Annotated in this window: 26 protein-coding genes and 3 tRNA genes; 17 read left to right on the top strand and 12 right to left on the bottom strand. The window is 66.1% G+C overall.

What is annotated here, in order from left to right; all coding sequences use genetic code 11:
- Positions 1–57: 57 nt before the first annotated feature.
- The 4 genes from ruvB to LRP66_RS10495 all read left to right on the top strand — a co-directional run bounded on the left by ruvB (position 58) and on the right by LRP66_RS10495 (position 4,429).
- Complete coding sequence (ruvB, locus tag LRP66_RS10510; protein ID WP_230482510.1) at positions 58–1,083, top strand: Holliday junction branch migration DNA helicase RuvB; 1,026 nt, start codon at positions 58–60, stop codon at positions 1,081–1,083.
- Between the two features lie 106 nt (positions 1,084–1,189).
- The gene (locus tag LRP66_RS10505; protein WP_230482508.1) at positions 1,190–2,398 is read left to right on the top strand and encodes a toxic anion resistance protein; all 1,209 of its coding nucleotides are present in this window, start codon (positions 1,190–1,192) and stop codon (positions 2,396–2,398) included.
- A 4-nt stretch (positions 2,399–2,402) separates the two neighbouring features.
- On the top strand, positions 2,403–3,137 hold the full coding sequence (locus LRP66_RS10500; RefSeq protein WP_230482506.1) for a hypothetical protein: 735 nt from the start codon (positions 2,403–2,405) through the stop codon (positions 3,135–3,137).
- The gene (locus LRP66_RS10495; RefSeq protein ID WP_230482504.1) at positions 3,134–4,429 is read left to right on the top strand and encodes a hypothetical protein; all 1,296 of its coding nucleotides are present in this window, start codon (positions 3,134–3,136) and stop codon (positions 4,427–4,429) included. Before LRP66_RS10500 ends, LRP66_RS10495 begins: the two co-directional genes overlap by 4 nt.
- A gap of 371 nt (positions 4,430–4,800) precedes the next feature.
- Here LRP66_RS10495 and LRP66_RS10490 read toward each other — a convergent pair whose 3' ends face one another.
- Positions 4,801–5,337, bottom strand: a complete 537-nt coding sequence (locus LRP66_RS10490) for a hypothetical protein (protein ID WP_230482502.1) — start codon at positions 5,335–5,337, stop codon at positions 4,801–4,803.
- A gap of 130 nt (positions 5,338–5,467) precedes the next feature.
- Between LRP66_RS10490 and LRP66_RS10485 the strand changes: the two genes are divergently transcribed.
- Positions 5,468–5,839, top strand: a complete 372-nt coding sequence (locus LRP66_RS10485) for a PRC-barrel domain-containing protein (protein ID WP_230482500.1) — start codon at positions 5,468–5,470, stop codon at positions 5,837–5,839.
- A 147-nt stretch (positions 5,840–5,986) separates the two neighbouring features.
- On the opposite strand, the gene uvrB is transcribed toward LRP66_RS10485, so the two are convergent.
- Complete coding sequence (uvrB, locus tag LRP66_RS10480; RefSeq protein WP_230482617.1) at positions 5,987–8,179, bottom strand: excinuclease ABC subunit UvrB; 2,193 nt, start codon at positions 8,177–8,179, stop codon at positions 5,987–5,989.
- Positions 8,180–8,262: 83 nt separating this feature from the next.
- Between uvrB and LRP66_RS10475 the strand changes: the two genes are divergently transcribed.
- Entirely contained in the window at positions 8,263–9,594 is a 1,332-nt protein-coding gene (locus LRP66_RS10475) for an amidohydrolase (RefSeq protein WP_230482498.1), read from the top strand.
- Between the two features lie 122 nt (positions 9,595–9,716).
- On the opposite strand, the gene LRP66_RS10470 is transcribed toward LRP66_RS10475, so the two are convergent.
- The 7 genes from LRP66_RS10470 to LRP66_RS10440 all read right to left on the bottom strand — a co-directional run bounded on the left by LRP66_RS10470 (position 9,717) and on the right by LRP66_RS10440 (position 13,338).
- Entirely contained in the window at positions 9,717–10,916 is a 1,200-nt protein-coding gene (locus LRP66_RS10470) for an MBL fold metallo-hydrolase (protein ID WP_230482497.1), read from the bottom strand.
- Positions 10,913–11,659: an SDR family oxidoreductase gene (locus tag LRP66_RS10465; RefSeq protein ID WP_230482495.1), complete on the bottom strand. Its 747-nt coding sequence runs from the start codon at positions 11,657–11,659 to the stop codon at positions 10,913–10,915. Before LRP66_RS10465 ends, LRP66_RS10470 begins: the two co-directional genes overlap by 4 nt.
- Positions 11,660–11,676: 17 nt before the next feature.
- The gene (locus tag LRP66_RS10460; protein WP_230482494.1) at positions 11,677–12,078 is read right to left on the bottom strand and encodes a DUF4345 domain-containing protein; all 402 of its coding nucleotides are present in this window, start codon (positions 12,076–12,078) and stop codon (positions 11,677–11,679) included.
- A complete protein-coding gene (locus LRP66_RS10455; protein WP_230482492.1) occupies positions 12,075–12,527 on the bottom strand; it encodes a DUF2721 domain-containing protein in 453 nt (150 codons plus the stop codon). The genes LRP66_RS10460 and LRP66_RS10455 overlap by 4 nt, the downstream gene beginning before the upstream one ends.
- 162 nt (positions 12,528–12,689) lie before the next feature.
- The gene (locus LRP66_RS10450) at positions 12,690–12,998 is read right to left on the bottom strand and encodes a polyhydroxyalkanoic acid system family protein (protein WP_230482491.1); all 309 of its coding nucleotides are present in this window, start codon (positions 12,996–12,998) and stop codon (positions 12,690–12,692) included.
- 138 nt (positions 12,999–13,136) lie between these two features.
- Positions 13,137–13,210: transfer RNA gene (locus tag LRP66_RS10445), tRNA-Gly, on the bottom strand.
- 42 nt (positions 13,211–13,252) lie between these two features.
- Positions 13,253–13,338: transfer RNA gene (locus LRP66_RS10440), tRNA-Tyr, on the bottom strand.
- A gap of 169 nt (positions 13,339–13,507) precedes the next feature.
- On the opposite strand from LRP66_RS10440, the gene LRP66_RS10435 reads away from it, so the two are divergent.
- On the top strand, positions 13,508–15,118 hold the full coding sequence (locus LRP66_RS10435) for a M20/M25/M40 family metallo-hydrolase (protein WP_230482490.1): 1,611 nt from the start codon (positions 13,508–13,510) through the stop codon (positions 15,116–15,118).
- Entirely contained in the window at positions 15,118–15,861 is a 744-nt protein-coding gene (rlmB, locus tag LRP66_RS10430) for a 23S rRNA (guanosine(2251)-2'-O)-methyltransferase RlmB (protein WP_230482489.1), read from the top strand. Before LRP66_RS10435 ends, rlmB begins: the two co-directional genes overlap by 1 nt.
- Before the next feature lie 275 nt (positions 15,862–16,136).
- Here the strand turns inward: rlmB and LRP66_RS10425 are convergent, their stop codons facing one another.
- A complete protein-coding gene (locus LRP66_RS10425) occupies positions 16,137–16,454 on the bottom strand; it encodes a 2Fe-2S iron-sulfur cluster-binding protein (RefSeq protein ID WP_230482488.1) in 318 nt (105 codons plus the stop codon).
- 57 nt (positions 16,455–16,511) lie between these two features.
- Here LRP66_RS10425 and LRP66_RS10420 point away from each other — a divergent pair, with 57 nt between their 5' ends.
- From LRP66_RS10420 to LRP66_RS10405, 4 genes are all read left to right on the top strand, one after another.
- Positions 16,512–17,141, top strand: coding sequence for a DNA-3-methyladenine glycosylase family protein (locus LRP66_RS10420; protein WP_230482487.1), 630 nt, complete (start codon positions 16,512–16,514; stop codon positions 17,139–17,141).
- A 506-nt stretch (positions 17,142–17,647) separates the two neighbouring features.
- On the top strand, positions 17,648–18,091 hold the full coding sequence (locus LRP66_RS10415) for a hypothetical protein (protein WP_230482486.1): 444 nt from the start codon (positions 17,648–17,650) through the stop codon (positions 18,089–18,091).
- A gap of 142 nt (positions 18,092–18,233) precedes the next feature.
- Positions 18,234–19,580: a TldD/PmbA family protein gene (locus tag LRP66_RS10410; RefSeq protein WP_230482485.1), complete on the top strand. Its 1,347-nt coding sequence runs from the start codon at positions 18,234–18,236 to the stop codon at positions 19,578–19,580.
- Positions 19,567–20,376, top strand: coding sequence for a 3'(2'),5'-bisphosphate nucleotidase CysQ (locus LRP66_RS10405; protein WP_443026685.1), 810 nt, complete (start codon positions 19,567–19,569; stop codon positions 20,374–20,376). The genes LRP66_RS10410 and LRP66_RS10405 overlap by 14 nt, the downstream gene beginning before the upstream one ends.
- Here LRP66_RS10405 and LRP66_RS10400 read toward each other — a convergent pair.
- A complete protein-coding gene (locus LRP66_RS10400) occupies positions 20,366–21,067 on the bottom strand; it encodes an NAD-dependent deacylase (RefSeq protein WP_230482615.1) in 702 nt (233 codons plus the stop codon). The genes LRP66_RS10405 and LRP66_RS10400 overlap by 11 nt on opposite strands.
- A gap of 156 nt (positions 21,068–21,223) precedes the next feature.
- Here LRP66_RS10400 and LRP66_RS10395 point away from each other — a divergent pair, with 156 nt between their 5' ends.
- The 3 genes from LRP66_RS10395 (at position 21,224) to nth (ending at position 23,136) form a co-directional block, all read left to right on the top strand.
- The gene (locus LRP66_RS10395; protein ID WP_230482483.1) at positions 21,224–21,631 is read left to right on the top strand and encodes a glyoxalase superfamily protein; all 408 of its coding nucleotides are present in this window, start codon (positions 21,224–21,226) and stop codon (positions 21,629–21,631) included.
- Positions 21,632–21,723: 92 nt separating this feature from the next.
- Positions 21,724–22,452, top strand: coding sequence for a 4-hydroxy-tetrahydrodipicolinate reductase (dapB, locus tag LRP66_RS10390; protein ID WP_230482481.1), 729 nt, complete (start codon positions 21,724–21,726; stop codon positions 22,450–22,452).
- A gap of 12 nt (positions 22,453–22,464) precedes the next feature.
- Positions 22,465–23,136, top strand: a complete 672-nt coding sequence (gene nth, locus LRP66_RS10385) for an endonuclease III (RefSeq protein ID WP_230482480.1) — start codon at positions 22,465–22,467, stop codon at positions 23,134–23,136.
- 288 nt (positions 23,137–23,424) lie between these two features.
- Here the strand turns inward: nth and LRP66_RS10380 are convergent, their stop codons facing one another.
- Positions 23,425–23,691, bottom strand: a complete 267-nt coding sequence (locus LRP66_RS10380) for a hypothetical protein (protein WP_230482478.1) — start codon at positions 23,689–23,691, stop codon at positions 23,425–23,427.
- A 196-nt stretch (positions 23,692–23,887) separates the two neighbouring features.
- On the opposite strand from LRP66_RS10380, the gene LRP66_RS10375 reads away from it, so the two are divergent.
- Positions 23,888–23,964 (top strand) — tRNA-Arg (locus LRP66_RS10375).
- 199 nt (positions 23,965–24,163) lie between these two features.
- On the top strand, positions 24,164–24,868 hold the full coding sequence (locus LRP66_RS10370) for a hypothetical protein (protein ID WP_230482477.1): 705 nt from the start codon (positions 24,164–24,166) through the stop codon (positions 24,866–24,868).
- Positions 24,869–25,478 lie beyond the last annotated feature (610 nt).

Genomic DNA, 25,478 nt, shown 5'->3' with positions numbered 1-25,478 from the left:
CCCCGTCCGGATGCTGCTGCTCGACACGCCCCGCCCGCGCTCGCTAGGGCGTGACGCGTGACCGACCAAGATCGCCTCCTGTCCGCCAGCCGCCGTCCCGAGGATGTCGACGCCGCGCTTCGCCCCAAGAGTCTCGACGAATTCGTCGGGCAGCAGGCGGCGCGCGACAATCTGCGCGTCTTCATCCAGGCGGCACGTGGGCGTGGCGACGCGCTGGACCATGTGCTGTTCTTCGGGCCGCCCGGCCTCGGCAAGACCACGCTGGCGCAGATCATCGCGCGCGAGATGGGCGTTGGCTTCCGCGCGACCTCCGGCCCGGTGATCGCCAAGTCGGGAGACCTCGCCGCGCTGCTGACCAATCTCGAGGACGGCGACGTGCTGTTCATCGACGAGATCCACCGTCTGCAACCGGCGGTCGAGGAAGTCCTCTACCCCGCGATGGAAGACCGCGTCCTCGACCTGATGATCGGCGAGGGACCGTCGGCGCGTTCGGTGCGGATCGACCTGCCGCGCTTCACGCTGGTCGGCGCGACGACGCGGCAGGGGCTGCTCACCACCCCCTTGCGGGATCGATTCGGCATCCCCGTACGGCTGCAATTCTACACGGTCGAGGAACTGACCCGCGTGGTCGTCCGCGCGGCGCGCCTGCTCGACCTGCCGATCGCCGAGGATGGCGCGATCGAGGTGGCGCGGCGTTCGCGCGGCACGCCGCGTATCGCCGGGCGGCTGTTGCGCCGCGTGCGCGACTTCGCGAGCGTGGCGGGGCATGAGGTCGTCCATGCGGCGGCGGCGGACCAGGCGCTCAACCGGCTGGAGGTCGATGCGCTGGGGCTGGACGCGATGGACCGACGCTATCTGACGATGATCGCCGATGTCTATCGCGGCGGGCCGGTGGGCGTGGAGACGCTGGCCGCGGGTCTGTCCGAGCCGCGTGACACGATCGAGGAGGTGATTGAGCCCTTCCTCATCCAGCTCGGCCTGCTGGCGCGCACCGCGCGCGGGCGGATCCTGAACGCGGGCGGGTGGAAGCATCTGGGCCTGAACCCGCCGGTCGGATCGCAGGACGGCCTGTTCGACGCGTGAGGGGGGCAGGGTCCATGCGACCCCGTCCATAGTATTATCCGCATAACACACTTGAACCCCGCGGCCATCCCCTCCACACTAGACACGCGCATTTGGAGACTATGGAATGGCCACGACCGCCGATACCGTGACCCAGGAAAAGGGGCTGACGCTGACGCCGCCCGATCCCGTGCCGACGGTCGCGCCCGCCCAGGCCGCCGGGCTGGTCCCCGTCGACGACAAGACCCGGACGCAGCTCGAACAGAAGGTCGACGGCTTCGTCGCCGAACTGATCGCGCAGGACGTCAACAGCCCCGAATTCGGCCGTCGCGTCGACGCGATCACCGCGATGGGCCAGAAGGAAATTCGTGAGGCGGCGGGCCAGTCCAATCGCTTCCTCGATCGTCCGGTCAAGGCGATGAATGGCGAGACGGGGGTCGGAAAGGACCTGACCGAGCTGCGCCGCGTCGTCGAAAGCCTCGATCCCGGTCGCCAGGGCAATCTCTCCGCGCCGCGCAAGCTGCTCGGCATCCTGCCCTTCGGCAACAAGATGCGCGACTATTTCGACGGCTATCGTTCGTCGCAGACGCATATCGCCGCGATCCTGAAGAGCCTGTCCTCGGGCCGTGACGAACTGCTGATGGACAATGCCGCGATCGACACCGAACGCGCCAACCTCTGGTCCGCCATGGGGCGGCTGGAGCAGATGATCCACCTGTCCAAGGCGATGGACGCCAAGCTGGAGGATACGGCAAACGAGCTGGATCATACCGATCCCGCCAAGGCCAAGGCGATCCGCGAGACGGCTTTGTTCTACACGCGCCAGCGGACCCAGGATCTGCTGACCCAGATGGCGGTCACGGTGCAGGGCTATCTGGCGCTCGATCTGGTCAAGAAGAACAATGTCGAGCTGGTGAAGGGCGTCGACCGCGCCTCGACCACCACGGTTTCGGCGCTGCGTACCGCCGTCACCGTGGCGCAGGCGCTGGCCAATCAGAAGCTGGTGCTCGACCAGATCACCGCGCTCAACACCACCACCGCCAACATCATCGATTCGACCGGCAAGCTGCTGCGCAGCCAGACCGCGCAGATCCATGAGCAGGCGGCGGCCTCGACCATTCCGCTGGAGACGCTGCAGCGCGCCTTCCAGAATATCTACGACACGATGGACGCGATCGACAGCTTCAAGCTGAAGGCGCTCGATTCGATGAAGACCACGGTCAACACGCTGGGTCAGGAAGTCGAGAAGTCGAAGGGCTATATCGCGCGCGCCGAGGGTGCGCAGAACCCGCAGCTGACCGCGTCGGCGTCGTCCTTCAAGCTGGAGGCATTGTAAGACCGTGACCACGCCCCGCTCGAACGAGGTCGATGCCCAGATCGAGCGTGCGCGCGAGGTGATGGCGCGCATCTCGCAGGATTATCGCGGGCAGGCGCAAGCGACGGTCAAGCGGGTGCGCCGCCGCGCGCGCTCGGCGATGCAGCGGGTGATCCTGATCGCTATCGCGAACGCGGCGATCCTGATCGCGGCGATGGTGACGGGGCTCATCCTGCCTGGCGGGATCGGGATATTCGGCGCGCTGGCGGCGATGATGCTGATGCTCGCGGTGACGCTGACCATCGCGCTCGCCCCCGCCGCGCGGGCGCCGACGCCCGCCAAGCTGGCGCAGGTCGATATCAAGGCGCTCCCCGCGCAGACCGAACGCTGGCTGGAGGCGCAGCGGCCGCTCCTGCCGGCGCCCGCCGTGCAGCTGGTCGACCGGATCGGACGGCGGCTCGACACGCTCTCGCCGCAGCTCGCGGGGGTCGACAACGACACTGCCGAGGCGATGGAGGTCCGCCGCCTGATCGGCGAGCAACTCCCCGCTTTCCTGCGCGATTACGAACGCGTGCCGGAACCCCTGCGCCGGGTCGAGCGCAATGGCCGGACGCCCGATGCGCAGTTGCTCGATGGCCTCAAGCTGATCGAACAGGAAATTGGCGACATGACCCAGCGTCTCGCCCAGGCCGATCTCGACAGCCTGTCGACGCGCGGGCGGTTCCTGGAGATGAAGTACCGGGAGGAGAAGGCGGAGTGATCTTGCGCGCGGCGGCGGTGGTGGTGTTGACGATGCTCCCCGCCGCCGTGATGGCGCAGGACGGGCCGACCCAGGCCGATTTCGCCGCCGCCAGTGCAGCGGGAGATCGGCTTGATAGCGGCCGTTATCTGGATGCGACCGAAGCGCTGCGCCCGCTGGCCTTCGACGCGGCGGGCAAGCCCAAGCCCGGCTTCCTTTACGATCAATGGGCGGAACTTCGTACGCTGATGACCGCCGAGCCGGTCGAGCCTGAACCTGTCCCCGCCCAGACCGCCGAAGCCAGGGCCATGGAGGATCGCGTTGCCGCAGCGAGCTTGCGGGATGCGATTCCCGAGATCGTCGCACGGGCGGCCCAGACCCGTGTGGTCATCCTCAACGAGAACCATGGACTGCCGCGCGATCGTGCTTTTGCGCTGGAGGTGGCGCGGGCGCTTCGACCGCTGGGCTATTCGGTCTTGGCGGCGGAAACGTTCATGGGCGGCGACAAGGGCGTCGCCATGTCGAAGCTGGCCAAGCAGGGTTATCCGACGCAAGGAACGGGCTATTACACCCACGATCCCGTCTTCGGCGATTTCGTCCGGCAGTCGCTGGCGCTGGGCTATCGTCCGCTGAGCTACGAGCAAGCGGAGGAGGAGCGGGGCGAGCCGGCCGGCCGGGCGGAAAGCATCGCCCGGCGGGAAGAAGCGCAGGCCAATCATCTGGCCCGGGCGCTGGCCGCCTCCCCTGATGCGAAAGTCTTTATCTATGTCGGGTTCAGCCATGTCGCGGAACGACCGATCAAGGGCTCAGACGGCGATGCCCCGATCAGTTGGATGGCGGCGCGGCTCAAGGCGAAGACCGGGATCGATCCGTTGACCATCGATCAGGTCACATTGGGGCCCGGCGCGGGTCGCGACACCGGGCTGGCACGCCGGGCGCTGGCGGCGAAGGGACTACAGCGCTCCACCGTGCTGTTGAAGGGCGATCGCCCGGTCACGGTCGGCCAATATGCCGATGCCGTCGATCTTCAGGTCTATCATCCCGCCACCCGCATGGTGAAGGGGCGTCCCGACTGGCTGGCGGCGATGGGGCGCAAGCCCATGGCGATCCCGGCGGGCTTCGTGCCGCAAAAGGGCGAGCGGCTGGTGCAGGCGTTCATCGCGGGCGAGAGCGACGATGCGATTCCCGTCGATCAGGTGCTGCTGCGCGCGGGCGAGGATGTGCCCGCACTGCTGGTGCCGGGGGACAAGCCGCTGCGGCTCGTGATGCAGGACCCTACGCCATCGCCGAATGGGCTCCGGGCAAAACCCTGAACATTCCCGAAAATGAAAAGAGGCTGCCGGGACGTCATCGCGACGGCCCCGGCAACCCCTAAACATGGTCAGCGGCCGGAGAGCTCCAGCCCGGGAGACCATGCGGGCCTCATGACATCAGACGCGACCGTTGATTGGGGGAGGATACCCCCCGCGTCGCGCCCATCGATGTCAGAAGCCGGTCCCCCGAACGAACTGAACCGACCCCATTGCTGAACCATGAGACATCGGATCACCTCCTTTCGCTAGTGGATAGCCTATGCGCCCTTTGAAGAACGCACCGTCAATGTGCGCAGTCGCGGGGCGATAAACAAGACTTGTAATGCGACGATGTTTGGCCGACCATCCTTGGCCGCCAAAGTTCGTCGCATTCAGCCCCGACAGTCCTCGATCACCCGGCCGATTTCGGCATAGGCGGGAATGACGAGCGGCACCTGCCCCTGTTGTTCGATCGTGAACCGACCCCGGCTGAACGCCATCGCGTCGAGCAGTGGGTCGTTGGCGCCGAGCGCGATTTCCGCCCCGGCCGCGACCGCCTGGGCGGTGACGATCTTCGTCGTGCTGGAGGTGCGGATGGTGACGCTGCCAGCGACCGAGGCGGGGCGGCCGAGCCGTATCTGCCGGGTGCGCGGATCGCATATCAGGGTGAGGCGGGTGACGCCGCCGGTGCCGAACATCGCGGTCGATCCCTGCGCCGTCCGCTGATACCGCCAGTCGCCCGGCGTCAGCGGCCAGTCGCGCCAGTCCGACCCCAGCACCGGGCGCGGCGCGGGCGGCGGCGGCGCGGGGCGCGGGCTCGGCCGAACCGGCGCCGGCGCCTCGGGGTGCGGGGCGGCAGGGATACAGCCCGACAGGGCGGCGGCCGCGACGATCGTCGTGGCGAGGGAAGCAGGGAACTGGCGACGCATCGCAACCAGCCTATGGGGTAGGGGGCGGCCGGGCTCAACCCTGCGCTGCGATGGGACGTGCCGATGCGGCGGGCATCGGAACCGCGCCTCGCTCTGGCGGGTTCTGGGGAGCGATAAACGGAGGTTAAGAATGGCCGATCACGACACGTCGACCCTGATCCTGGTCCAGTCCAATGTCGCGGGAACGCTGAAGCTGGAAAGTCGCGACGGCGACGCGATCGGCAGCGTCTCGTCTTTCATGGTCCACAAGCGCTCGGGCCGCGCGACCCATGCGGTGCTGGCGCTCGGCGGCTTCCTGGGCATGGGCAAGAGCTTCTACCCGGTGCCGTTCAGCCTGTTGCAGTTCGACCCGGTGGGCGACCAATATGTCATCACCGTCGATCGCCGCCTGCTCGAGGGCGGACCGAGCTGGGCCAATAATGCGCCGGTGTTCGATCAGGCTTATGCCGACCGGGTCGCGGGATATTATGGCGTGGCGACGGAGAATCTGGATTTGGGGTGAGGGCGGTATTCGCGGAGAGGGGCGTGCCGGTGGAGGCGTCGGGAAATCCTCGGACGTAGCGCTTTAACGCCAGCCAGGTAACGCACCCCTCCCGCAAGCGGGAGGGGATGGGGGAGGGCTCCGCCAAGCAGTGCGCCCCCCCATGGATCAGTTCGCCTTCCGCCCACTCGCGAACTTCTTGCTCTTCCCGAACCGCGTCTTGCGTGTCCCCGGCTTGCCCTCATTGGAGCGGCCCATGATCGGTGCCTTCTGCTCGTGCACCGGCAGGCCCAGTTCCTCATTCTCGAGCTGCCGGATCTCGTCGCGCAACCGGCCCGCTTCCTCGAATTCGAGGTCGGACGCCGCCTTGCGCATCTTCTTCTCCAGCTCCTCGATATAGGCGCGCAGGTTATGGCCGACCATGTGCGGACGGTCCTCGTCGATCGGCACCGTCACCTGATCGCCGCTGGCGACGTGCGCGATGATGTCGCCGATCTGGCGGCGGATCGTCTGCGGCGTGATGCCATGCTCGGTGTTGTAGGCCATCTGCTTCTCGCGACGCCGTGACGTCTCGGACATGGCGCGTTCCATCGAACCGGTGATCCGGTCGGCATAGAGGATCACCCGCCCATCGACGTTGCGCGCGGCGCGCCCGATCGTCTGGATCAGCGAGGTTTCGGAGCGCAGGAAACCCTCCTTGTCCGCGTCGAGGATCGCGACCAGCCCGCATTCGGGAATGTCCAACCCCTCGCGCAACAGGTTGATGCCGATCAGCACGTCATAGACGCCCAGCCGCAGGTCGCGGATCAGCTCGATACGCTCCAGCGTCTCCACGTCGGAGTGCATGTAGCGGACCTTGATCCCCGCCTCGTGCATATATTCGGTCAGATCCTCCGCCATCCGCTTGGTCAGCGTGGTGACGAGGGTGCGATAGCCGAGTTCGGTGGTCTTCCTCGCCTCGATGATCAGGTCCTGCACCTGTTCCTCGACGGGCTTGATCTCGACCGGCGGATCGATCAGCCCGGTGGGACGGATGACCTGTTCGACGAAGACGCCGCCGGTCTGGTTCATCTCCCAGCTGCCGGGCGTGGCCGAGACGCTGACCGTCTGCGGGCGCATCGCGTCCCATTCGTTGAAGCGCAAAGGCCGGTTGTCGATCGCGGAGGGTAGGCGGAAGCCATATTCGGCCAGCGTGATCTTGCGACGGTGGTCGCCGCGCGACATGCCGTTGATCTGGCCGATGGTGACATGGCTCTCGTCGACGAACAGCACGGCGTTCTCGGGCAGATATTCGAACAGCGTGGGCGGCGGTTCGCCCGGCAGGCGGCCGGTCAGGAAGCGGCTGTAATTCTCGATGCCGTTGCACGATCCGGTAGCGGCGATCATCTCCAGGTCGAAGTTGGTCCGCTGCTCCAGCCGCTGGCGTTCCAGCAGCTTGCCCTCGATCTCCAGTTCCTTGAGACGCTCCGTCAGCTCGAACTTGATCGCCTCGACCGCCTGCTTCATCGTCGGGCCGGGCGTCACATAGTGGCTGTTCGCATAGATGCGTACCGAGTTGAGATGCGCGACCTTCTTGCCGGTCAGCGGGTCGAACTCGACGATCTCCTCGATCTCGTCGCCGAAGAAGGATACGCGCCAGGCCGAATCCTCGTAGTGCGACGGGAAGATCTCCAGATTGTCGCCCTTCACCCGGAAATTGCCGCGCATGAAGGCGGCGTCGTTGCGCTTATATTGGAGCGCGACGAGCTTGCGGATGATCTCGCGCTGGTCGACGCTCTGGCCCTTCTTCAGGTCGAAGATCATCGCCGAATAGGTTTCGACCGAGCCGATACCGTACAGGCACGACACCGAGGCCACGATGATGACGTCGTCGCGCTCCAGCAGAGCGCGGGTGGCCGAGTGGCGCATCCGGTCGATCGACTCGTTGATCGAGCTTTCCTTCTCGATATAGGTGTCGGACCGGGGGACATAGGCTTCGGGCTGGTAATAGTCGTAATAGCTGACGAAATATTCGACCGCGTTGTTGGGGAAGAAGTTCTTGAACTCCCCGTACAACTGCGCCGCCAGGATTTTGTTGGGGGCGAGGATCAGGGCGGGGCGCTGCAATTCCTCGATGACCTTGGCCATGGTGAAGGTCTTGCCCGATCCGGTGACGCCCAGCAGCACCTGATCCTTGTCCCCCGCGCGCGCCGCCGCCGTCAGTTCCCTGATCGCGGCGGGCTGGTCGCCGCTGGGCGTATATTCGGTGACCAGTTCGAACCGCTTGCCCCCCTCGGCCTTTTCCGGGCGCGACGGGCGGTGGGGGATGAAGCTGACCCCGGTTTCGGGTTCGTCGAGGGTGGTGCGGATCTGGATCGCCATGCGCCGCAATATGGGTATCTGTTCCCGTTTCGTCACCCGTCCTTCTGGGATAGCATGGGGCAAAAGCACAAAAAGGGGATAATATGCGTCACGCCATCGCCGCCGCTCTGTTGCTGACCGCCGCACCCGCTTTCGCCGAGCCCGATTACGCCGCCGCGGTGAAGGCCGATTACGACCGCGACCTGGGCAAGCTGTGGGACTGGTTCCACCGCAATCCCGAACTTTCCTTCCGCGAGGTCAAGACGGGCGCCCGCATGGCGGCGGAGCTGCGCGCGGTGCCGGGCATGGTGGTGACCGAGAAGGTCGGCGGCACCGGCGTCGTCGGCGTGCTGAAGAACGGTGCGGGCCCGGTCGTGCTGCTGCGCGCCGACATGGACGGGCTGCCGGTCGCCGAAAAGTCGGGGCTCGCCAATGCCTCGACGGTGCGGCAGATCGGTGTCGACGGGGTCGAGGCGCCGGTCATGCACGCCTGCGGCCATGACACGCACATCACCGCGATGGTCGCGACCGCGCGGCGGCTGGCGGCGCTCAAGGGGCGCTGGCGCGGGACGGTCGTCTTCATCGTCCAGCCCGCCGAGGAGCGGGTCGGCGGTGCCAAGGCGATGCTGGCGGACGGCCTCTATACGCGCTTCCCCAAGCCCGACTATGCGCTCGCCTTCCATGTCGATGCCGAGCGGGCGGCGGGCACAGTCTCGGCATCGGAAGGCATCCAGTATAGCTCGTCCGATTCGGTCGACATCACGGTCCCCGGCATCGGCGCGCATGGCGCGAGCCCGCATATGGGCAAGGACCCGGTCTACATGGCGTCGCAACTCGTCATCGCGCTGCAAGGCCTGATCAGCCGCGAGCAACAGCCGCTCAAGCCCGGCGTCATCACCGTCGGGTCGTTCCATGCGGGCCTGAAGCACAACATCATCTCGGATGAGGCGAAACTCCAAGTCACGGTGCGGGCGAATGACGAGGTGGAGCGCGCGCGGCTGATCGCGGGTATCGGCCGTGTGGCACGCGGTATCGGCGTATTGAACGGGATGTCCGAGGACAGGATGCCGGTCGTGACGGTGACCGAGGGGACGCCCACGACGATCAACGATAGCGCGCTCGCCCGGCGGCTGAACGCGGTGATGGTCACGACCTTCGGACAGGACCGCGTCACCCCCTTCGAGCAAAAGGGCATGGGGGCGGAGGACTTCGCCTATCTGGTCCAGCCCGACAGCGGCGTGCGCGGCTATTATCTGTCGGTCGGCGGCACCCCGGCCGAGGTGCTGGCGGCGGCGAAGGCGGGCGGGCCTGCGGTCGCCTCGCACCATTCCCCACAGTTCAAGATCGCGCCCGAGCCCTCGATCGTGACCGGTGCGGTGGCGACGACGGCGGCGATCCTCGATCTGCTCAAGCCGGGGGCGGTGGCGGCGCTTTGAGCGGCTGGGCGTGCGCGCCGTCGAACGCCGCACAAAGAACCCTGGCGCGCAATGACATCGGGTCGATCAAGCCTGTAGGCCCCCCGTCGGGGGAGGGGGCTTACAGCTCCAATCATCTCGCTTCAGCGCAGCGCGCGAACCTGTGGCGTATCCAGGCATTTTCGCATCTCGCCGTCGCTGGTCTGCTGAGGAAATGCGATGACGGGCGGCGGGCTCGTGACGACCGGGCCGATCGTCACCGGCTCGCCCAGGCGAACCGCGGAGAATCGCGCTCCGGGCCGCGACGCCGGTGCCCAGGAGCATCGCATCGCGGCATCCAATAGCCTGGGCGGGGTGTCATACGCCTCATAGGACAGGCGGAACGTGCCCCAGTGGATCGGGATCGCGGTCGAGGCGCCCAGCCGTTCGAAGACCTGCACAGCTTGCGACGGCCCGATATGGCTCCCCGACGCCATCTGGCCGGGGACGAAGCGGAACGCGCCGATCGGCAGCAGCGCCAGGCGCACCGGGCCCAGCGCGGCGGCTTCCTCGGGCCAGCGGCCGTCGCCCATGCCGGTGTCGCCCGCAAAGAAGATGTTGCCGCCCGGCAGCGTGACCACGAAGCTGGACCACAGCGCCCGGTTGCGGTCGGCGAACCAGCGGCTGCCCCAGTGATGGTTGCGGGTGACGACCACCGACACGCCCGGCCGGATCCGCTTCTCCCGCCCCCAGTCGAGCGCGGTGGCGGGTACGCCGACCTGCCCGATCACGCTGTCATTGCCCAGGCTGGTGACGACCATCGGGCGATCGCGCTGCCACAGCTTGCGGAGCACCGCCTGGTCGAGATGGTCATAGTGATCGTGGCTGATCAGGACGAGGTCGATCCGGGGCAGGTCGTCGAACGCCACGCCGGGCTTCGCCACGCGCCGGGGCCCGAAGCCCAGCGGGCCCGCCCGCTCGGCATAGATCGGGTCGGTCAGGATGTTGAGCCCCTGGGTCTGGACCAGCACCGTGGCATGGCCGATCCAGGTGGCGACCATGCGCTGTCCGTCCACGCGCGCCTCGGGCCTGGTCTGGTTCACCGCGACCGTCTCCGGCCAGGCCGGACGGCCATCGTCGCCGGTCAATTGCCGCCAGAGAAATCCGCCCCGCCCTCCACGCGTCGGCATCCGCAGCGTATCGGCGTCGCCATCGGGGTTGAAGAAGCGCGCGCCGTCGTAATGGCCGCTTTCCGGTCCCTCATAATAGAGCCGGTCGAGATAATGCGGCACGATGGTCGCGGTCAGGCCGACGACGATCAGGATCAGCGCCAGGCCCTTGGCGATCCACCGGACCGCCGTCATGCCATGGTGAGCCCGCCATCGACCCGGTATTCCGAACCGGTGACATAGGCGGCATCGTCGGACAGCAGGAAGCAGGCGACCCCGGCGACATCCTCCGGCTTGCCGAGGCGGCCGAGCGGCACCGCCTTCGACACCTTCGCCTTGTATGCGGCCAGGTCCGCGTCGTTCATCCCGCCGCGCGTGTGGAAGCGGGTTTCGGTGGCGCCGGGGGCGACGACATTGACGCGGATGCCGCGCGGCGCGAATTCGGTGGCGAGGCTGCGCGCCGCCTGGCGGATCGCGGACTTGCTGGCGGCATAGACCAGCGCATCGGCCCGGCCGCCGCCGACCGTACCCGACCCGATCAACAACAGCGCGCCGCCGTCCTTGATGACCGTGGCGAGCGCCTTCGCCTGGAGCAGGGGCGCACGCACGTTGAGATCGAAATGCGTGTCGAACTCCTCCGCATCGATCGCCTCCAGCGTCTTGAAGCGGCCGATCCCGGCGTTGAGGAAGGCGCCGTCCAGCCCGTCGCTCGCGAATGCGCGCACCGCCGCGACCAGCGCATCATTGGCGGCGGGGTCGGCGGCGTCGTGGTTCAGGATCGTCGCACCGGGCAGGGCGGATTCCGCCTCGGCGATATGCTCGGCGCTTCGCCCGGTCGCCAGCACGCGCGCGCCTTCGTCGATCAGTCGCCGGGCGGTGGCGAGGCCGATCCCCGACGTCCCGCCGGTGACGAGGAAGGCACGGTCGGAAAAACGCATCGTTCGGCTCCTGGGTGTCAGCGATACCCGCGCGCGATGCGGGCCTGCCACAGCATAAGAAGCGGGACGACGCCCAGTTCCATGACAAGCCCCAGCTGGTGGCCCGCGGAGGGCGCGCCGACGGTCGCCCAGGACAGCGCGCGCGACAGCCCGCCCGCCACGACCAGCAGGCCGAGCAGCCGAAACCGCGCGCCTCTGCGCTCGATCGCGGGGATGCAGGTGACGAAGGCGCCGCCCAGCGCCAGGAAGATGCCCGAGACATAGCGGAACTGGCTGTCCAGATCGGTCGGCACGACCGGCGCATGGCCCAGCCAGCCCGGCCCCCTGGCGACGCTGATCCCGCCGATCGCCAGCGGGACCAGGCAGGCGATGGCGACGACGGCCTGCAACGCCCGCCGCTCCGCCAGGGTGACGGTCAATCCAGGATTTCCTTGCGGACATGGATGGCGCGCAGTGAGATGCGGACCTCGATCATGAAGGCGATCAGGCACAGGATCAGCAGGCAGACCGCGATGATGAAGGCCAGCGCGATCCAGGTGCCGATATGGAATTTGCCGAGATTGGCGATGAACAGGACCGCGATGACGATGCAGGCCATCACCGCGCTCGACACCGCCAGGAACAGCGCGGCGTTGATGATCGACATGCGCCGGTCGAGCAGCCGCAACTCCCATTTGTGCCGCGTTCGCTCCGGTCCGTCATCGACCTTGTGGATCATCATCTCCAGTCCGCGCGCGCGGTCGATCACCCGCGCCAGCCGCCCGGCGAGCACGTTGAGCAACTGCCCGATCGCGGCCAGCATGAAGACCGGCGCGAGCGAAAGCTGGATGGTCTGGGCGATGGTGGTGACGGCGGGCAATGTGGGCATCGCCGGAAATGGTGGCGTGCCGCGCCGCCGGGGGCAAGGGGGAAGTGGTCCTGGGAGCCAGGCCCAGCATGGTGGAGGGGGGGAGTGCCATGCGGGCATCCCTCGCGACAAGCCCCCCGTCAGGCCTTCCGCCTGCCACCTCCCCGTACCGGCGAGCAGACTTTACGCCTTCGCCAGCATCTTCTCGGCGCTGGTCTTCACGAATTCGCCGATCGGCCCGGCCATCATCGACAACATCATCGGGATCGCGACCGTGCCGCGCAGCGCGTCGTCGGCGATGTTCATGTCGGCCTTCACCGTCTGGCCCATCGCGATGATGGTCAGCATCAGCCGGTCGTCCGCCGGCCATTCGGACGTGACCTGGCCGCCGCCGGGAATCTTGGCCTCCAGCTTGGGCAGCCCCTGTTCGATGCGGCGACGCGCCGCGGCATGACCCAATGCATGAGGGATGTCGAAATTGACCGATGCCATGTCGGGTTGATCTTTCTGTTCCGGCGGGAGAGGGCGTGGCCGATGGCGCGTATTGACGTATGCGTCAAGCCGCTCGCGACGCAAGCGTCATCGATTCCGCTTCGAACAGCGATGTGTCGGGTGACATGTCGTCGGGGATGGAGCGGGTAACGGGAATCGAACCCGTGTATTCAGCTTGGAAGGCTGCTGCACTACCATTGTGCTATACCCGCTCATATCCAGCGCCGTGATCGACCCTAGCCGATGGGCGGGGATGGTGGAAGGGACTGGATTCGAACCAGTGTACGCTCACGCGGGCAGATTTACAGTCTGCTGCCTTTAACCACTCGGCCACCCTTCCGGGGTGTCGCTCCACCGGAGCGAGGCGGGCCCAATGCCGAAGCTGGCGCGGCCTGTCAACGCCGTTTTGTGCGTTTTGGACGGATGCCGTCCGATCGGCCCGCTTGCAAGTCCGGGCATCGGGACATAGCCTCTGACCCATATCAGCTTATCCGGGGGGTCCGTTTCCTATGCGCGTTTCCTTGCTCGTCGCGGTCGCGGCGATCGCCCTGTCGCCTGCCGCCTCCGTCTCCGCGCAGGATCGGAGCGCCGCCAACGCTATCATCGACGAGGGCATGAATCACAGCCAGGTCATGCAGACCGCCGAGCACCTGACCGACGTGATCGGCCCGCGCATGACCAACAGCCCCGCGATGCGCACCGCCGAGGGTTGGACCGCCGAGCAGTTCGCCAGATGGGGGCTGAAGAACGTCCATAAGGAAGGCTTTCCCTTCGGGCGCGGCTGGTCGATCGAGCGGGCGAGCGTGCGGATGGTGTCGCCGCGTCCGTTGCAGCTGACCGCGATCCCGATCGCCTGGACGCCCGCCACCAACGGCGCGGTAACCGCCCCCGTCATCGTCGCGCCGATGAAGCGCGAACGCGACTTCGACAAGTTCCGGGGCCAGTTGCGCGGCAAGATCGTGATGGTGTCGATGCCCGGCACCGGCGACGAGCCCGGCACCGCGCCCTTCCGCCGCCTGTCGGGCGAGGACATCGCCAAGCTCGACGTCTATGTCCAGCCCGAGCATGATCCCGAAAGCGCCGACCGCCGGATGAAGCGGCTCGACTTCGCGCAGAAGCTCGACGCCTTCCTCAAGGCCGAGGGGGCGGTCGCCTATGTCACGCAAAGCTATCGCGACGGCAAGCTGCTGCACGGCGAGGGCTATCTGTTCGGTCGCGGCGAGACGCCCGTGGTGCCCGGCATCGAACTGGCGGCGGAGGATTATCGTCGCCTCGCGCGTCTCGCCAAGATCGGCCCCGCACCGACGATCGAGGTGCTGAGCGACGTGCGCTACGACGACAGCGACGAGAATGCGTACAACATCATCGCGGAGATCCCCGGCACCGATCCCAAGGCGGGCTATGTGATGGCGGGTGCGCATCTCGACAGTTGGGTCGCGGGCGACGGCGCGGCGGACAATGCGGCGGGCAGCGCGATGATCATGGAGGCGGCGCGGATCCTCGCCGCCACCGGGCAGCGCCCGAAGCGGACGATCCGCTTCGCGCTGTGGTCGGGCGAGGAGCAGGGGATCCTCGGCTCGATGGCCTATGTCGAGCAGCATCTGGCGACGCGCGGTCGCCCCGGCGACGCGCCGCAGACGGGCCTCAAGCGCTATTATGGCTGGACCAATCGCTGGCCGATCACACCAAAGCCCGGCTATGGCGACCTGGCGGCCTATTTCAACATCGACAACGGCTCGGGCAAGCTGCGCGGGCTCTATGCCGAGAACAACCCGGCGGCGGTGCCGATGCTCAAGGAATGGCTGTCGCCCTATGCCTCGATGGGCGCGGGCAATGTCGTGCAGCGGACGACCGGCGGCACCGACCATGTCTTCATGCAGGCGGTCGGCGTACAGGGCTTCCAGTTCATCCAGGACCCGCTGGATTATGGCAGCCGGATCCACCATAGCTCGGCCGATACCTTCGACCATTTGAAGGGCGAGGACATGCGCCAGGCCTCGGTCGTGCTCGCGGGGGTCTTGCTCGCGGCGGCGAATGCGGACAAGGCGTTGCCGCGCCCGCCGGTTCCCACCCAGCCGGCGCCGACCAACCCCTTTGCATATACGGATACCGACGACTGATGGCACGCCGAGGACATCGCCCCAGCCAGGCCTCATCCAACCGCCCGCGCTTCTGGGGGCGGCATGCGGTGACGGCGGCGCTCGCCAACCCGAACCGCACGGTGCGCAAGATCTGGGGCACGCGCGAGGCGCTGGCCGCGCTCGACCTGCCGCCGGTCGTGCCGATCACCTATGCCGACGTCGCGGATCTGGGGCGGCTGGTCCCCTCCGACGCGCCGCACCAGGGACTGGTGGCGGAGGTCGATCCGCTGGAGGATATGTGGCTGGGCGACCTGTTGCTCGAGGGGCAGGACGATCAGCGGCCACTCGTCGTGCTCGATCAGGTGACCGACCCGCACAATGTCGGCGCGATCCTGCGCTCGGCGGCGGCGTTCGACGCGCTGGGCATCGTGACCCAGGACCGGCACGCGCCGCCCGAATCGGGTACGGTCGCGCGTTCGGCCAGCGGTGCGCTGGAGACGGTGCCGTGGATTCGCGTGGTGAACCTGGCCCGCGCGCTGGAGGAAATCGCGGAAGCCAGCTTCTGGCGCATCGGCCTGACCGGCCACGCCACCCAGACGCTGGCGGAAGCGATGGGGACGCAGCGCATCTGCATCGTGCTGGGCGCGGAAGGCGAAGGGATGCGCCAGAATACCGAGGCGCATTGCGACGAACTCGCCAAGCTGCCGATCAGCCCGAAGGTGGAGAGCCTGAACGTGTCCAACGCGGCGGCGATCGCCTTGTATGCGGTGGCGGCGCGGTGAAATTCCAGGCGGCGGGGCCGGTCCCTGCCGCCTTTTTGCGCGCGGAGGATGAGCGCCGGGCGTACGCTTCGACGTCGCTCGGCGTGAACGGCCTTCGATCGTGTTGGCAAGGTGGCGGCCGCTGGCGAGGTCGGTCGACCCCATTTCCCCACCGTTCCGCCTGTGCGAAGTCGAAGGCCACGGGAAACGGGCTCCCGCGCAAACCGGCCTGCCATTCGCATAAAAAAAGGGCGGGGCCATAACCCCGCCCTGCGACGTTCAACGGCGATGCGCCGTCAATCCTCCGCCGCGATCCGAACCCGCATCCCGTCCTGGCCCTCGCCGAAGGGCAACTGGCACGACAGGCGCGAGGTGGCGTCGCGGTCGCTGGTCGAATCGAGCAGGTCGTCCTCGTCCGGGCCGATCGGGGGCAGGCTGTCGGCGAAGGCCGGGTCGACATGGACATGGCACGTCGCGCAGGAACAGCAGCCGCCGCACAGCGCGAGCAGTTCGTCCACTCCGGCGTCGCGGATCACTTCCATCACCGACAGACCGGCCTCGCCGTCGATTTCGCGTTCTTCCCCGTCGCGCGTCACGACGATAAGCTTGGGCATGTCCATTCTCCTTGTTGGTCGCGGCTCTGCCGGGCCTGAACGCGCGGATCAAGCATCATGGGGCTGAGCGCCGAACAGATTCGCGACAGCATGGATGCGCTCGCCGCCGCCTCGCCCGAGATTGCCGCGGCACTCGGCCGGATCGGTTATCCCGCGCCGCGAATCCGCGCGCGGGGCTATGCCACGCTGGTCCGCACCATATTGGGCCAACAGGTGTCGGTCGCCTCGGCGGACGCGCACTGGCGGCGGCTGAACGAGCTGCTCGGCGATGCGACCGATCCGACGCGGATGCACGGCGTCAGCGACGAAGACCTGCGCGGCGCGGGGATCTCGCGGCAGAAGGCGGGCTATCTGCGCAGCCTTGCCGAAGAGGTGACCAGCGGGCGGCTCAATCTTTCCGACCTTCCGCTGGACGACGAGGAAGCGATCGCGCAACTGGTCGCGGTCAAGGGCATCGGCCGCTGGTCGGCGGAGGTCTATCTGCTCTTCGCGGAGGGCCGGACCGATATCTGGCCCGCTGGCGACCTCGCGGTACAGATCGAGATGGGCCGCATCCTCGGTCACGAGACGCGCCCTTCGGAAAAGCTGGTCCGCGAACTCGCCGAAGCGTTCCGCCCGCACCGCAGCGCGCTCGCGATCTTCACCTGGCACCATTACGGCGCCGGAGCGGATGCCGCACCGGTATAGGACGGGCGGTTGCTGGAGAGGAAGGCGATCAGGGCTCGGTCCCTATATGGTGGGGGGCTCTGCATTTCTCCCAGAGGATTGTATTCGGGGGATGTCCGAAGCTAGGCCGGATCGACATTCAGCTCATTCTTCCCTCTCCCCTCTACGAGGGGCGAGGGAAGGGCAGGCATAGTCGAATGTCGAGCGGGCCTAGATGGATTGCCGACCGGCAGCTTTCGAGCAGGCGTAATGCAATAGCCGACATTGAGTGGCCCCGCCGCCCTTCCCAAAAGGATGGTGAAACGGGAATCGGATTGAGCACGGCATTGAGCGATGTTACGAAACTCGCATGATCCGCGTGGCTGCACACATCCAACAACAACGCCGCAATTTTACGGCGGTGTCTGTGCGCGCGCTCGGCTCATGGGATAGCTGAAGAACATATCCCTTAGCGTGATGCTGACAGCCCCGCCCAATCGGCGGGGTTTTTTTTGCCGGTTGGGCCTAGTTTTAAGGACAACAGGGCAATGCATATCTTTGATGACGCCGCGATTGAACGTGTCGCATTGGGTGTGATCGACCACACTCTGCCAAAGAGCGAGTGGACACATGCAGGCCACTTCGCTGCGGCACTTTGGCTTTGCCGCCATCGCTGCGAACTTACCGAAGCGGACGAAATACGAACGCTCATTTCCCGATACAATGAGGCGACCAAGACCGCGAACACCGACACGGGTGGCTATCACCACACGATCACCTTGGCATCGATGCGTGGAGCAGCGGACTATCTCGCCAGCTATCCCGAGGACGTACCCCTTCATGTCGTGCATTCAGCTTTGATGGCGTCACGATACGGTCGTCCAGACTGGCTTCTCACATATTGGAGCCGCGAGGTGTTGTTCAGCGTGGCGGCTCGCCGGGGCTGGATCGAACCAGACCTCGCCCCGCTGCCCTTCTGGAAACCGCTCTGATTGGGAAGGCGTTGGGCATCAAACGCGCTTGATCCGCCGGATCGTCGCTGGCCACCATATCCCGGTCCCCCGCCATCGCCTATCGGGACTGACCGAACACAAGCACTGGCATCCCGTCCCTCGCCCCCCTAAGTCCGTACCCATGCTGACCCCCGAACAAGCCCGCGACCGGGCCGCCGATATCGTTGCCCGGGCCCGCGCGGCGGGCGCCGATGCCGCCGATGCGATCTTTGCCGCCGATGCCGCGCTGGAGGTGTCGGTGCGGTTGGGTGCGCTGGAGGATGTCGGGCGCTCGGAGAGCGAGGAGCTGGGCCTGCGCGTGTTCGTCGGGCGGCGCTCGGCCAGCGTCTCGACCTCGGACCTGTCGGGCGACGCAATGGCCCTCGCGGTCGAGCGTGCCGTCGCGATGGCGCGCGAAGCGCCCGAGGATCGGTGGGCGGGGCTGGCACCCGAGGAGCGGCTGCTGCGCGGTGCGCCGCCGATGCTCGACCTGGACGATGGCGGCGAGGTCTCGCCCGAGGCGTTGCGCGCCGCCGCGCGGGAAGCCGAGGAGGCCGCGCGTGCGGTTCCCGGCGTCACCAATTCGGAGGGCGGCGGCGCGTCGGCCTCGCGCGTCGTCTCTGCGCTGGCGACCAGTCATGGCTTCGCCGCTGGCTATGCCGCGACCGGCTATGGCCTGTCGGTCAGCGTCGTCGCTGGCGAGGGGGCGGGGATGCAGCGCGATTATGCGCATCATGGCGCCCGGTTGCGCCGTCTGCTCGAAAGTCCCGAGGCGATCGGCACGCGCGCGGGCGAGCGGACCGTCGCCCGGCTGAACCCCGGCAAGCTGGCGAGCGGCGCGATGCCGGTCGTCTATGATCCGCGAGTCGGCTCGTCGCTGATCGGCCATCTGGTTTCCGCCATCGCGGGAAGCGCGATCACCCGCAGGACCAGCTTCCTGCTCGACTGCCTGGGCGAGCGCGTGATGGCGGAGGGGATCCGGATCGAGGACGACCCGCATCGCCCGCACGGCCTCCGCTCGCGCCCGTTCGACGGAGAGGGGCTGGCGGTGTCGCCGGTCGCGATCGTCGAGGACGGGGTGCTGGAAACCTGGCTGCTCGATTCTGCGTCCGCGCGGCAATTGGGGCTGGAGCCCACCGGCCATGCCGCGCGGGGTACGGCGGGGGCACCGGGTGTGTCGACCAGCAACCTGTTCATGGCGGCGGGGCGCGTGCCCGTCGACACGCTGATCGGCGAGATCGCCGACGGCGTCTACGTCACCGAGCTGATCGGCAGCGGGGTGAACCCGGTCACCGGCGATTATAGCCGTGGCGCGGCGGGCTATCGGATTGTCGACGGACGGATCGCCGAACCGGTTGCGGAGTTCACCGTGGCGGGCAACCTGAAGGACATGTTCCGCGCCATGACTCCCGCCAACGATCTGGAATTCCGCTACGGGGTGAACGTGCCGACGCTGCGCATCGATGGGATGACGGTTGCCGGCGGCTGATCCGATCGCGACGCCGGACCTGATCCCGGCCGTGGTGGCGGCGGCGCGAGAGGCCGCGGCGATGGCACTCGCCCGTTGGCGCACCGATTTCCGCCAATGGGAAAAGACGCCGGGCAGCCCGGTGTGCGAGGTCGACCTGGACGTCGACCGGATGCTTCATGCCCGTCTGAGCGCGCTGGTCCCCGAAGCGGGCTGGCTGTCCGAGGAAACCGCCGACAAACCCGACCGGCTGGCTGCGCGCCGGGTCTGGGTGGTCGACCCGATCGACGGCACGCGCGACTATATTCGCGGGCGCGAGGGCTGGGCGGTCTCGGTCGCGCTGATCGAGGACGGGCGGCCGGTGATCGGCGTCCTCGCCGCCCCGGCGCGCGGCGAATTGTGGCTGGCGCAGGCGGGCGCGGGGGCGACGCGCAACGGGCGGACGCTGAGTGCTGGCTATTGCCGCCAGATGCCCGGCGCGCGCGTGCCGGTCGATGCGCTGCCCAAGACCGACCGCGATCTGGTCGCGGTGTTCAAGCCCAATTCGATCGCGCTGCGCATCGCGATGGTCGCCGCCGACGAGGCCGATCTGGTGGCGACGCTGCGTTGGGGCAATGAATGGGATATCGCCGCCGCCGCGCTGATCGCGTCCGAGGCGGGGGCGGGGGTCGCCGACGCGCTGGGCCAGCCGCTCTTGTTCAACAAGCCCGATCCGCGCGCCTTCGGCGTTCTGGTGACGGCGCGGGGGCTACAGGGCCCGGCGGTCGAGCGGCTTGGTCCCCGCGCCCGCGAGGTGATCGTGCCGCTCACGCGCTGAGCATCTGCTCCACCCATGCCGGCACCAGTTGCCCGGCCGGTCCGAGCCGACTTTCATCGAACCATCCGCTGCCCTCCGACCGGTCGAGGTTCAGCTCCAGCGTGGCGGCGCCGCAGGCCTGTGCCATCCGCACGAACCCCGCCGCCGGATAGACCGCGCCCGAGGTGCCGATCGACACGAACAGATCGGCCTCGGCCAGCGCCGCCTCGATCCGGTCCATCCCATACGAAATCTCTCCGAAGAACACGATATCGGGCCGCAATGCGGGCGCGTGACAGGTGGGGCATGGCGTTCCCGGCGGCAGGTCCGCCGTCCAGTCGAACCGCGCCGCGCACGCCGCGCACAGGGCCTGGTTCAGCGCGCCATGCATGTGCAGCAGACGCCGTGCGCCCGCCCGCTCGTGGAGGTCGTCGACATTCTGCGTGACGATCAGCAACGCGCCGGACCATTCCCGGTCCAGCCGCGCCAGCGCCTCATGCGCGGGGTTCGGCCGGACGTCGCGCAGCGCCGCGCGGCGCAGGTCGTAGAAGCGATGCACCAGCACCGGATCGGCCGCCAGCGCCTCCGGCGTGCAGACATCCTCGACCCGGTGCCCTTCCCACAGGCCGCCGGGGCCGCGAAACGTGGCGATGCCGGACTCGGCCGAGATACCCGCTCCGGTGAGGATGACGATATTGCGCATGACCGTCATGTGGAGGACCGAGGCGAGCCCGGCAACCATGCCGCCGGACAAAGGCGGATGCGGCTCCGACGGTTGACTCCGAACGCCCGACTGCGCAGCATCGTGGCAGGACACCGCTCCGCTCCCGGTACGCGCACCGCCGCCTCTGCCCGACAGGACCCAATCATGCCGAACCCGCCCTTGTCCGCGATCCGCTTTGGACGCGCCGCACCGGGGATCGCGGTCAGGGATATCGCGGTCGCCCGCGATTTCTACACCCGCGTCCTCGGCTTTCGCTGCGTGTTCGAGAATGGCGACCCGGTCGGATTCCTCGTCCTCAAGCGCGACGGCGCGGAAATCCATGTCAGCCGCATGCCCGATCACAATCCCTCCACCGTCAACGTCATGCATCTGTTCGTCAGCGACGTGACGATGCTCCACGCGCATTGCGAGGCGAACGGGGTTCGGATCGTCAAGCGCCTGGCGGACAAGGATTATGGCCAGCGCGCCTTCGTCCTGGCCGATCCCGACGGCAATCGCATCGACATCGGCGAACGGCGGAGCGATGACCCGGAACGCGTCACCGATCGTTGACCCGACGCCAACGACCGGTTTCCACCGGAACATGCTTGTGCCAAGGAATGCCGCATGACGACCGCCTCTCCCCTCGCCATCGGAGCCTCCGCATGACCGCCATCGGCATCTATGGCAGCGCCGGACGGATGGGCCGCGTGATCGCGGAACTGATCGAGGGAGAGGGTGCGACGCTGGCCGGTGGGTGCGACTCGCACGACGATCCGGCGATCCTCGCGGGACGGGCGGACGTGCTGGTCGACTTCTCGATCGCGGGCGCGCTCGATGCGCATCTCGCGGCGGCACGCGGTGCGGGCACGCCGATCGTGATCGGCACCACCGGCCTGTCGCCCGCGCAACATGCCGCGATCGACGCGGCGGCGGCTGATATCGCGGTGCTGCAGACCGGCAATACCTCGCTCGGCATCACGCTGCTCGCCAATCTGGTGCGCGAGGCGGCGGCGCGGCTGGGCAGCGACTGGGATATCGAGATCACCGAGATGCACCACCGGCACAAGGTCGACGCGCCGTCGGGCACCGCGCTGCTGCTGGGCGAAGCGGCGGCGGCGGGGCGCGGGCATCCTCTGTCGGAGCTGCGCGTGGACGGCCGCGCCGGACTGGTGGGCGCGCGGACCGAGGGGACGATCGGACTGGCGGCGTTGCGGGGCGGCTCGGTGATCGGCGATCACGAGGTGATCTTCGCGGGCGAGGGCGAACGCGTGACACTCGGTCATTTCGCGCAGGATCGCACCATCTTCGCGCGTGGGGCGGTGCGCGCGGCGCTGTGGCTGGCGGGGCAGGGGCCGGGTCGCTATCGCATGGGCGACGTGCTGGGCCTGTAGGAACGCGGCGTCGTGAAGAAGGCCGATATCGTCGAATTCTATCACCGGCTGGCGGAGGCGAACCCGCATCCGGAAACCGAGCTCGAATTCCGCAATCCCTATACGCTGGTCGTCGCGGTCGCGCTGTCGGCGCAGGCGACCGACACTGGCGTCAACAAGGCGACGCGCGCGTTGTTCGCCGAGGTCGACACGCCCGAGAAGATGCTGGAACTGGGCGAAGATGGGCTGAAGCAGCACATCAGGACGATCGGGCTGTTCAACACCAAGGCCAAGAACGTCATCGCGCTGTCCCGGATGCTTGTCGACGAATATGGCGGTCAGGTTCCCGAGGAGCGCGCCGATTTGGAGCGGTTGCCCGGCGTGGGGCGCAAGACCGCCAATGTCGTGCTCAACGTCGCCTTCGGTCACGAGACCTTCGCGGTCGACACGCATATCTTCCGCGTCTGCAACCGCACCGGCCTGGCCAAGGGCAAGACGCCACTGGCGGTCGAACGGAAGCTGGACAAGGCGACGCCCGCGCCGTTCCGGGTACACGCGCATCACTGGCTGATCCTGCACGGCCGCTATATCTGCAAGGCGCGCCGTCCCGAATGCTGGCGCTGTCCGGTCGCCGACCTGTGCACCTATCGCCCCAAGACGCCAGCGCCTGTCGCCAAAGCCGCAAAAGCGGCGACCCCGTCATAAAAAGGCTGGCGCGGGGTTGCGCACGATGCTAGTCGGCCAGCCCACGCACCCGTAGCTCAGCTGGATAGAGCGCTGCCCTCCGAAAGCGGGAATCCTTGAAAAATTCGCTGAATATTTCTCAATAATCTTAGTTGATTACGGGGAGATTCTCAAATTTAATTGAGAATTCTGGCTAGCAAATGGCTAGCATTTTTCGGCGAAAATCAGGTTACTTTCGTTTAACATATGGTGTTAGTTAAACTCAGCAGCGTCTGGCTGAAATGCCTTGATAGTGCACGCTCACTGGCCTTAAGTGCTTGCTATCAGCGCTTCGATGCTTTCCACTGTCGATTGTGTCGATTTTAGATGACGTGATTTGAGTACTTTACGGCCGTCGGCCGGTTTGTGGCCTTCGTTGCGGTCAATCTGTTGCACTGCGAGCTCTGCTTGACGGCGTAATCCATCTAATAGCTCTATTCGGTCCCCCAAGAGCAGCGCGAGTTGCAATAATCCGTCGCGTCGTTCGGCGGGGTCGTCGCTTGCCAAGGCTTTGTGTAATTGGTTGGATACAGCCATGTCCTGATTATATGCCTCCCGATCAAACGTTCAAACCCAATCCTGCTGCCCGCTGCGACGGGGAGGTAGGGGGCGCATTTGCTCTTCGGGCGGTTGGTATCCGTTCGCTAAGGACGCTGCATTTTTCTAAACAGTAGGCTCTTCCGTTCGTTTGCCCGTTGACGTGGTGAGCTAAGCCACGCTAAGCGACCCGCACGCATCCGTAGCTCAGCTGGATAGAGTGGCGGCTTCCGAAGCCGTAGGTCGCAGGTTCGAATCCTGCCGGGTGCACCACCTTCATGGTATCAGGCAGCCACCGCACCAAATGCCCCGGTGAGACTTAGCACTCCAACATTGACCCTTTTCGAAGGAAGGGTCTCTGGTATGGTGAAGCATGTCGACAAAATCTGACCCTGCGAGGGATTTCACCGACCTGTGTCTCCGTCTGCGACTGAAGTACGCGGATCGTCCCGGCGCGGAAGCTTTAGCGGCCATGTTTAGCGTCAACGCTTGGTCGACCGACTTCATGCTCATCCTTGCGTCGATTCATCAGAGAATAGAAGCGTTGAAGTTGATGATAGCCGAAACTGATTTGGATGAAGATATCAAGGACACAGCTTATTCTTGCCTTGAGGGGGTGAGGCAGGCGTTTGTTATAAATGGACTTAGCAATACGTGGAACCATTCGATCCAGAACTATCTTGCTAATGCGAACCTTACACCAATAAGAATGACTAGCGGCTACGTCAGAATTAATTATGGTTACGAAATACCCGATGATGAAGAAATAGAAATCATATCTGACGACGTAAGGGCGCTAATATCGTGGTTGCGGGATCACGAAATAGTGGACAGAGATTTTATAAGAGCCGCGCTCATCGAGGGACTTGAAGGTTTCCTATTTCGAATTGAGCGAGTTGGTAGCTTTGGATGGCCTGATTCTTTTGAGTCTTTGAAAGCAGTCATTACCGCTTACATGGCATTAGAGCGTGGAATGCCAGAGGCGAATCAATCGCCACCGTACGAGGCAATTGTAAAACGCACCGGTGATTTTCTTCGGAATGTTTTTGAGCGTGTTAAGTTCGCTAAAGACGTTTCAGAGGCAGGCGACTGGCTGTTGCGGGGATATGGCGCATTACAGGCTGTTGGTCATGCGCATCCGGCCATAGCGGGCCTTTTGACCCACACGGCAATGTAGATAACGCATCGCAAACTTTGAAATTACAGCACCATGGCGCGGGGAGGGGGGGCTAATTCAAGCTTGGCGAGACGCTTTGCCCTGCGCTAGGGGCGTGAGCATGGCAGGTAACCGGCGTATCGAAATCAGAACCTTCGGGGTTCATTGCAGCCACTGCGGCTTTGCAACCATTATGACAACTTCCGGCAGTCACGTCGATTATGATCCGGATGGCCGGGACTTTTACTGTTCCAACGCTGAGCCTGATATATGTCCGAGTTGGCGGATTGCGCTTCGGGAAAGAACGCCATTAGAGGGCCAATAGCCCATTCCGTATAATTTGAAGCTGAAAATAGGTCGGGTGCATCGGGGTTTGCGAAGTAGCCGTACATACCGGGGTCAGTTCCCCATCCTTCATAAGGTATTCCTTCAACCCGGAGTTCGCTGCCGTTAGGCAGAATAATCGTCGTTTCGTGCGGAACGAACCATTCCCCACCCGACCGAAGAAAATTCGTGTGCATGTAAAAGGCCAGCGCTATAGGAATTCAAGGTATCTGAGTAGCCCCTAGTTTTCTAGACGCCTTGAGCCATCAAAGCCTGCTGCCGTTCGAACTCGACGGGCGACAGCATC

The organism is Sphingomonas sp. Leaf21, assembly GCF_916858675.1.
In the GTDB taxonomy this organism is placed as follows: domain Bacteria; phylum Pseudomonadota; class Alphaproteobacteria; order Sphingomonadales; family Sphingomonadaceae; genus Sphingomonas.
This window is presented reverse-complemented; position numbering and strand designations above follow the sequence as displayed.